Here is a 5557-nt window from a genome sequence, read left to right on the forward strand (position 1 = left end):
CACGGACAACTCAGGAAAAGCACCGTCTTTTCGTCCGTAACGTCTGTGTTGTCCGTGGCTACTATCCTTCAGCTTTCTGGTTTTTCAAGATTCCTCAAACCCTGCCGTGATTCCCTCTGTTATTCTCAGCTAGACTACCGTTACCCTAGACGCGGAGTTCGCCATGCTGACCCTCTATCCTGAAATTCAGCCTTATGCCCGCCACCACCTTGCGGTGGAGGAGCCCCATGAGCTTTATCTGGAGGAATCCGGTAATCCGGACGGTATCCCTGTGCTGGTGGTGCACGGTGGCCCGGGCGGTGGTTGTGAGGATTATCACCGGCGCTTCTTTGATGCTGAGCGTTTTCGGATCATCCTGATGGATCAGCGTGGTGCAGGGCGATCAACACCATTAGCTGAGCTGGAAGGCAACAGCACCGATAGGCTGGTGCAGGACATGGAAACCGTTCGCCAGTTTTTGGGTATCGACCGTTGGTTGCTGTTTGGTGGCAGTTGGGGCTCAACGCTCAGCCTGGTGTACGCCCAGCAGCACCCGAAGCAGGTGTTGGGTTTGGTGTTGCGAGGTATCTTCTTGTGTCGGCCCAAGGATATTCAGTGGTTTTATCAGGAAGGTGCCAGTCGGGTCTTTCCGGACTACTGGCAAGATTATCTGGCACCGATACCGGAGGCCGAACGTGGTGATATGGTTTCAGCCTATTACCGACGGCTGACCAGCGCCAATGAACTGGAGCAGATCCAGGCGGCCAAAGCCTGGTCTATCTGGGAGGGTCGCTGCGCCACACTCCACCCCAACCCGAAGGTGGTCGAGCACTTTGGCCATCCACACGTGGCTATTGCCTTGGCCCGAATAGAATGCCACTACTTTATGAATCAGGCGTTTCTTGAGCCTGATCAGATTGTTCGCGATGCCCGGGCGTTAGCGGGCATTCCTGGCATTATTGTTCATGGCCGATACGACATGGTCTGCCCGCTGGACAATGCGCTGGCGCTCAGTCAGGCCTGGCCTGATGCAGACCTGAGGATTATTCGGGATGCCGGGCATTCGGCGTCTGAACCTGCCATCGTTGATGCCTTGATGCGCGCCGTCGAAAGCGTGGTGTCGCACACCCACCCGACTGCCGGATAACGGAGTAACGGTTTCTTGATTTGAGGGGTTGCGACCTTCGATAAGCGTCGATACACTCTGCAGCGTTTTTCGTTGTTTCCCCCGAAGTTATTACTCAAGGGACTGAATGAAGGGTCTTATACAGCGCGTATCGGAAGCCAGTGTTACGGTCAATGGCAAGCAGATTGCCAGCATAGGCCCCGGGCTTTTGCTGTTGTTAGGCGTTGAGAAGGAAGACTCATTGATTGAGGCCAAGGAACTGTGCCGAAAAGTTCTCTGCTATCGAATATTCCCCGACGAACAAGGCCGGATGAACGTTAACGTTCAGGACTCTGGTGGGTCGATTCTTATTGTTCCGCAGTTCACTCTCGCCGCTGATACCGGATCAGGCTCTCGCCCTGGGTTTTCCCTTGCGGCAGCGCCTGAGCGTGCCGAGGCATTGTATCGTGACTTTTTGGCAGAGGCGCGGAACCAAATCGGTTTTGATCGCGTAGGTGAGGGGGAGTTTGGCGCTGATATGAAGGTGGCATTGGTTAATGATGGCCCGGTCACCTTTTTGTTGGAGTCTCACAAGAAACATTAATGCACTGTAATGAGGCTGGCGTTGCAGGGCTGCCTTTTTGTGGTGCGTTAAGGTGATGCTAGCGATTGGCAGATACCTGTGAAGTCTAATCGATATTGTAGTAACTTAATGTTTTTTAATAATAAAAAGGCTTTTGGCCTCTAACTTGATTGTTGTAAGGGTTAGTGTTTTTTAAGGCGTATTTGGCATAAGCGCTTTCCTTGAAAGCATCAAAAAGGCTAAATAGAAAATCTTAAGGGTTTGCAAAAAGACCCGCATTATATTAAAACAGCTTCATCACTTTGGGCTTTAAGAGTGTCCTGTAAGTGATTGAGATTTAAGGCTAGACGATTTCGTTGGCCGAAATAAAAAGAAAAAGTCGTAACCCTGTAGAAATAAAGGGGAAGCGGCCACGAGTTTGGCGAGAACAGTTCAGGCTGATCTTGCCAGCGAGAATCGGGAACTAGAACCCGTCGCACAACCTGAGTTAACTCTAAAAGGAAGACGCAACATGAAAAAAACGATCATTGCATCTGCGATTGCAGCCGCAACTTTCTCTGGCGCTGCTATGGCTGGCGCGCACGCTGAGAAAAACCTGCCGACCGTTTACGGTAACATTCAGTACGTTCTGTATCATGACAACATTGACGGTGGAAGCTCAGCCGTTGAGCACGCAGATAACGGTTCCACTCTGGGTGTGCTGCACGATCACGAGATCGCCCCTGGCCTGACCGGTTTCTTCCGACTCGAAATCGATCGTCTGGGTGCTGACGATATCTCCACTGAGAGCACTTTCCGCATCGACCAAGCTTACGTTGGTGTTAAGGGTGAGAACTTTGGTCAGTTGTGGGTTGGTACCAGCGACACTGTATACGAGCGCGCTGTTACTGAAATCTCAGAATTCTACGAAGTTGCGTTTCTGAACCAGTTTGTTAACTATGACACCGGCGAAGGCGACACCGTTCAGTATCTGTCACCGAACTTCGGTGGCCTGACCATCGGTGCGGCCGTTCAGATCAACGGTGACGGCGACGGCCAGGTTGATAAGAAATCTTACCCGTGGCAGCTGGCTGCTATGTATGAGGTTGATGCCCTTGAGCTGGCATTTGCCGTCGATTCGAACGACGGTGGTCGGGCTTATGACGGTTTCAACCGGGTTGACAGCGTAAACAACGAGAACACTTATGGCCTGCGCGCCAGCTACAATCTGGATAACCTGCGCCTGACCGGTGAATTCCACACTCGCAAGGACGTTGCTGATACGTTCGGCGTGATGGGTGTTTACACTCTGGGTAAAAACCAGTTTGCCCTGTCTTACGAGCTGACCCAGTATGACAACAACTTTGTCGACGCTGACCTGGCAGATAAAGATGTCGATACAGTGACTTTGCAGGCTCTCCATAACCTGTCTGACCACATGTACGTCTACTTCGAAGGCTATCTCGGTGGCGGTGATAATGGCGTATACGGCGTTGCAGACAAGAGCGAGCGCTCTGTTGCCTCTGTTGGCGCTGTTTACTACTTCTGATCAGCTAACCCGCTAATCACGTAGTGTCAAAAGCCGGTGACTCAGGTCACCGGCTTTTGTGGTTTCTGGCCTCTAACATTCCGGGAGACTCCTATGGCCATCGAGCTGGAGATCAAACTGACGCTGTCTGAGCAAGCCCAGTCGAAAGCCCTCGACTGGTTGTCAGTGCAGTCCGAAGCCGCATGCGGTAATCGAAAAGTTTTGGTTAATCGTTATTACGACACGCCCGATGCAGCTCTCAATCAGGCTCGGGCGGCTCTTCGGGTAAGGCAGTTTGGCGATCGTTACATCCAGACCCTGAAAACCCAGGGTGAATTTGTAGATGGTGCACATCGGCGTCAGGAATGGGAGTGGTCGCTGCCAGGGCCGGAGCTTGATGTGTCTCTGCTGGCCGAAACGCCATTGAATGGCCAGCTGGATTTGCAACAACTGGCTTTGGCGTTCGAAACTAACTTCACTCGTCAGGTGGTTATGTTGAACGCTGCCGATGCGGTCATCGAGGTGGCTGTGGATTCCGGTGAGATTGTCAGTGGTGGCTCGGTGCGACCGCTGCACGAAGTGGAGCTGGAGCTAAAATCCGGTCAACCGGCGGCATTAATGACCTGGGCCAAAGCCCTTGCTCATGAAGTGCCGGTGTTTTTGAATCTTATCAGTAAGGCAGAGCAGGGTTACTATCTTGCGGGCATCTATCAGCCGGATGAACTGATCGACACAGGCCCTATAGATGCCACTCGATTTCTTCGAGTGCTGAGCGTGTCATGGCTTACCGAGGCTGCGTTCAAGATTCCGGAGTCGAGTCTTGCTCTGTTGCAAGGCAAGGCCGAGGCTTCTGGTCTTCTCGATATCTGGAGAGAGGTAGAGTCAGAGGTGACAACGAGCGCGTCAACCCGGGACCTCATGGACAAGGTTCCGCGCTTGGGTGTTTTGCAGCTGGCTTTGGCTTCCGGTTAGCCCTGGCTCACCAGGATGAGTAGTAGAGGCGCATAAAAAGAGCCGGTAGTACCGGCTCTTCCTCACTCTCTATGGGTATTCTTGCCTTGTCCGGTTGGGATCAGAACGATTTTGTCCAGCCTACCCAGACCTGGGGCTTGTCTGCCCGACCAGTGCCAAACTCTTCGTTGTTCTTGCTGATGTCGGCATAATCAATGTTTAGGCTGAACTCGCCCAATTCACTGGCGTCTTTCACAAGACTGGCCGCGTAGTGCACGTAGCTTGCGTCTTTGAAACCAGGGTCGCCGTCTACGTCGAAGTCATAGTAGCCCACAGTAAAGCCGGCACTGAAATCGTTTGCCAGCGGCAGCGACGCAGAACCGTAATAGTAGATGTCGCCTTCATCGAAAACGTCATCCTGGTTTTCACTGTGCAGGGTGTAAGCAAAGCCTACTGCAAAGTTGCCCATGCCGATTTCGCCGTAGAGTTCAGCGAAGTCGATATTGTCGGGAGCATCGGTGTAGGCGTAATAAATGTAGCCGACATCGTAAGAAAACCCTTCCATTTCGCCAGCGAAGCCAAAGTACAGGTCAAGCTCGTGGGTGGCTTCATCACCAAAGTCTATGGTGGATACCCAGGTGCCGGCATAGAGGCCTGCTGCGCTCTCATAGTCTACGCCGCCTTGAATGGCTGCTGCGCCCTCAGTCTGGGTGATGCCCCGGAACATGTAGTTGCTGACAGCGCCAATATTTGCCGACACTTCTGCGTGGGCAATAGAGGGTACGGCCAGCGCTCCCAGGATAGCTGCACTCAAAACGGAAGCGGTAACATTAAAGGGTTTGCGTTTCATCAGACACCTCTTGTCTTAATCGTTGAAATCACTTTGTCGAATGCACGCAAAATGCCAACATTAAAAAGAATATATAAAACAAGATGTTGAAAAATTCAGGGGGCCAAATGTTAACTTGTCTACGACCTGGAGCACCAACCTGGGGCGCAAGTTCGCAGGATTTATCGAGGTTGCACCATCTTGTTGCGCTGGTTGTATTACAAGCCAAGAAGGGCGGTGGCAACACTGAAATAGATCAACACACCGCTCACGTCGGCGATGGTGGTGATCAGCGGCGTGCTTGCGGTGGCCGGGTCAAACTTCAGTTTGTCGAGCAAGAAGGGCAGTAGCATCCCGATCAGGCTGCCGACCATCACCACAATAATCATTGTGATCGCCACGACCGTTGCGATCTCCGGTCCGGCACGGAGAAAGCCGACGGCCATAACCGCTACGGCCATGGTGAGGCCAAGCCCGCTGGCAACCAGCACTTCTTTGCCCAGCAAACGGCCCCAATCTGCAATTGTGACGTCGCCGGTGGCCATGCCGCGGACCATGAGTGTGGCAGACTGGGCGCCGGCATTACCGGCACTGGCCACCAGC

General features: G+C 52.8%; 6 protein-coding genes. 4 read left to right on the top strand and 2 right to left on the bottom strand.

Features of this window, described 5'->3' with window-relative positions; all coding sequences use genetic code 11:
* Positions 1 to 163: 163 nt before the first annotated feature.
* The 4 genes from pip to IBX51_RS14065 all read left to right on the top strand — a co-directional run bounded on the left by pip (position 164) and on the right by IBX51_RS14065 (position 4146).
* On the top strand, positions 164 to 1126 hold the full coding sequence (gene pip, locus IBX51_RS14050) for a prolyl aminopeptidase (protein WP_291831923.1): 963 nt from the start codon (positions 164 to 166) through the stop codon (positions 1124 to 1126).
* A 106-nt stretch (positions 1127 to 1232) separates the two neighbouring features.
* Positions 1233 to 1688 (top strand): D-aminoacyl-tRNA deacylase, encoded by a 456-nt coding sequence (dtd, locus tag IBX51_RS14055; protein ID WP_291831925.1) that lies wholly within the window; start codon positions 1233 to 1235, stop codon positions 1686 to 1688.
* 490 nt (positions 1689 to 2178) lie between these two features.
* A complete protein-coding gene (locus IBX51_RS14060; RefSeq protein ID WP_291831926.1) occupies positions 2179 to 3195 on the top strand; it encodes a porin in 1017 nt (338 codons plus the stop codon).
* Between the two features lie 93 nt (positions 3196 to 3288).
* Positions 3289 to 4146 carry a CYTH domain-containing protein gene (locus tag IBX51_RS14065; protein ID WP_291831927.1) on the top strand — a complete coding sequence of 286 codons (858 nt, stop codon included), beginning with the start codon at positions 3289 to 3291 and terminating at the stop codon, positions 4144 to 4146.
* Between the two features lie 100 nt (positions 4147 to 4246).
* Here the strand turns inward: IBX51_RS14065 and IBX51_RS14070 are convergent, their stop codons facing one another.
* Positions 4247 to 4975, bottom strand: a complete 729-nt coding sequence (locus IBX51_RS14070) for a TorF family putative porin (RefSeq protein WP_291831928.1) — start codon at positions 4973 to 4975, stop codon at positions 4247 to 4249.
* A 197-nt stretch (positions 4976 to 5172) separates the two neighbouring features.
* Positions 5173 to 5557 (bottom strand): magnesium transporter (locus IBX51_RS14075; protein ID WP_291831929.1); only part of this gene is annotated, 385 nt, incomplete at its 5' end.

It is taken from the genome of Marinobacter sp. (assembly GCF_014859525.1).
Lineage (GTDB): Bacteria > Pseudomonadota > Gammaproteobacteria > Pseudomonadales > Oleiphilaceae > Marinobacter.

Excerpts from the sequence above, each read along its gene's own strand:
- IBX51_RS14060 (WP_291831926.1), top strand. The coding sequence starts at position 2,179 with ATGAAAAAAACGATCATTGCATCTGCGATTGCAGCCGCAACTTTCTCT.
- IBX51_RS14070 (WP_291831928.1), bottom strand. The coding sequence starts at position 4,975 with ATGAAACGCAAACCCTTTAATGTTACCGCTTCCGTTTTGAGTGCAGCT.
- pip (WP_291831923.1), top strand. The coding sequence starts at position 164 with ATGCTGACCCTCTATCCTGAAATTCAGCCTTATGCCCGCCACCACCTT.
- IBX51_RS14065 (WP_291831927.1), top strand. The coding sequence starts at position 3,289 with ATGGCCATCGAGCTGGAGATCAAACTGACGCTGTCTGAGCAAGCCCAG.
- dtd (WP_291831925.1), top strand. The coding sequence starts at position 1,233 with ATGAAGGGTCTTATACAGCGCGTATCGGAAGCCAGTGTTACGGTCAAT.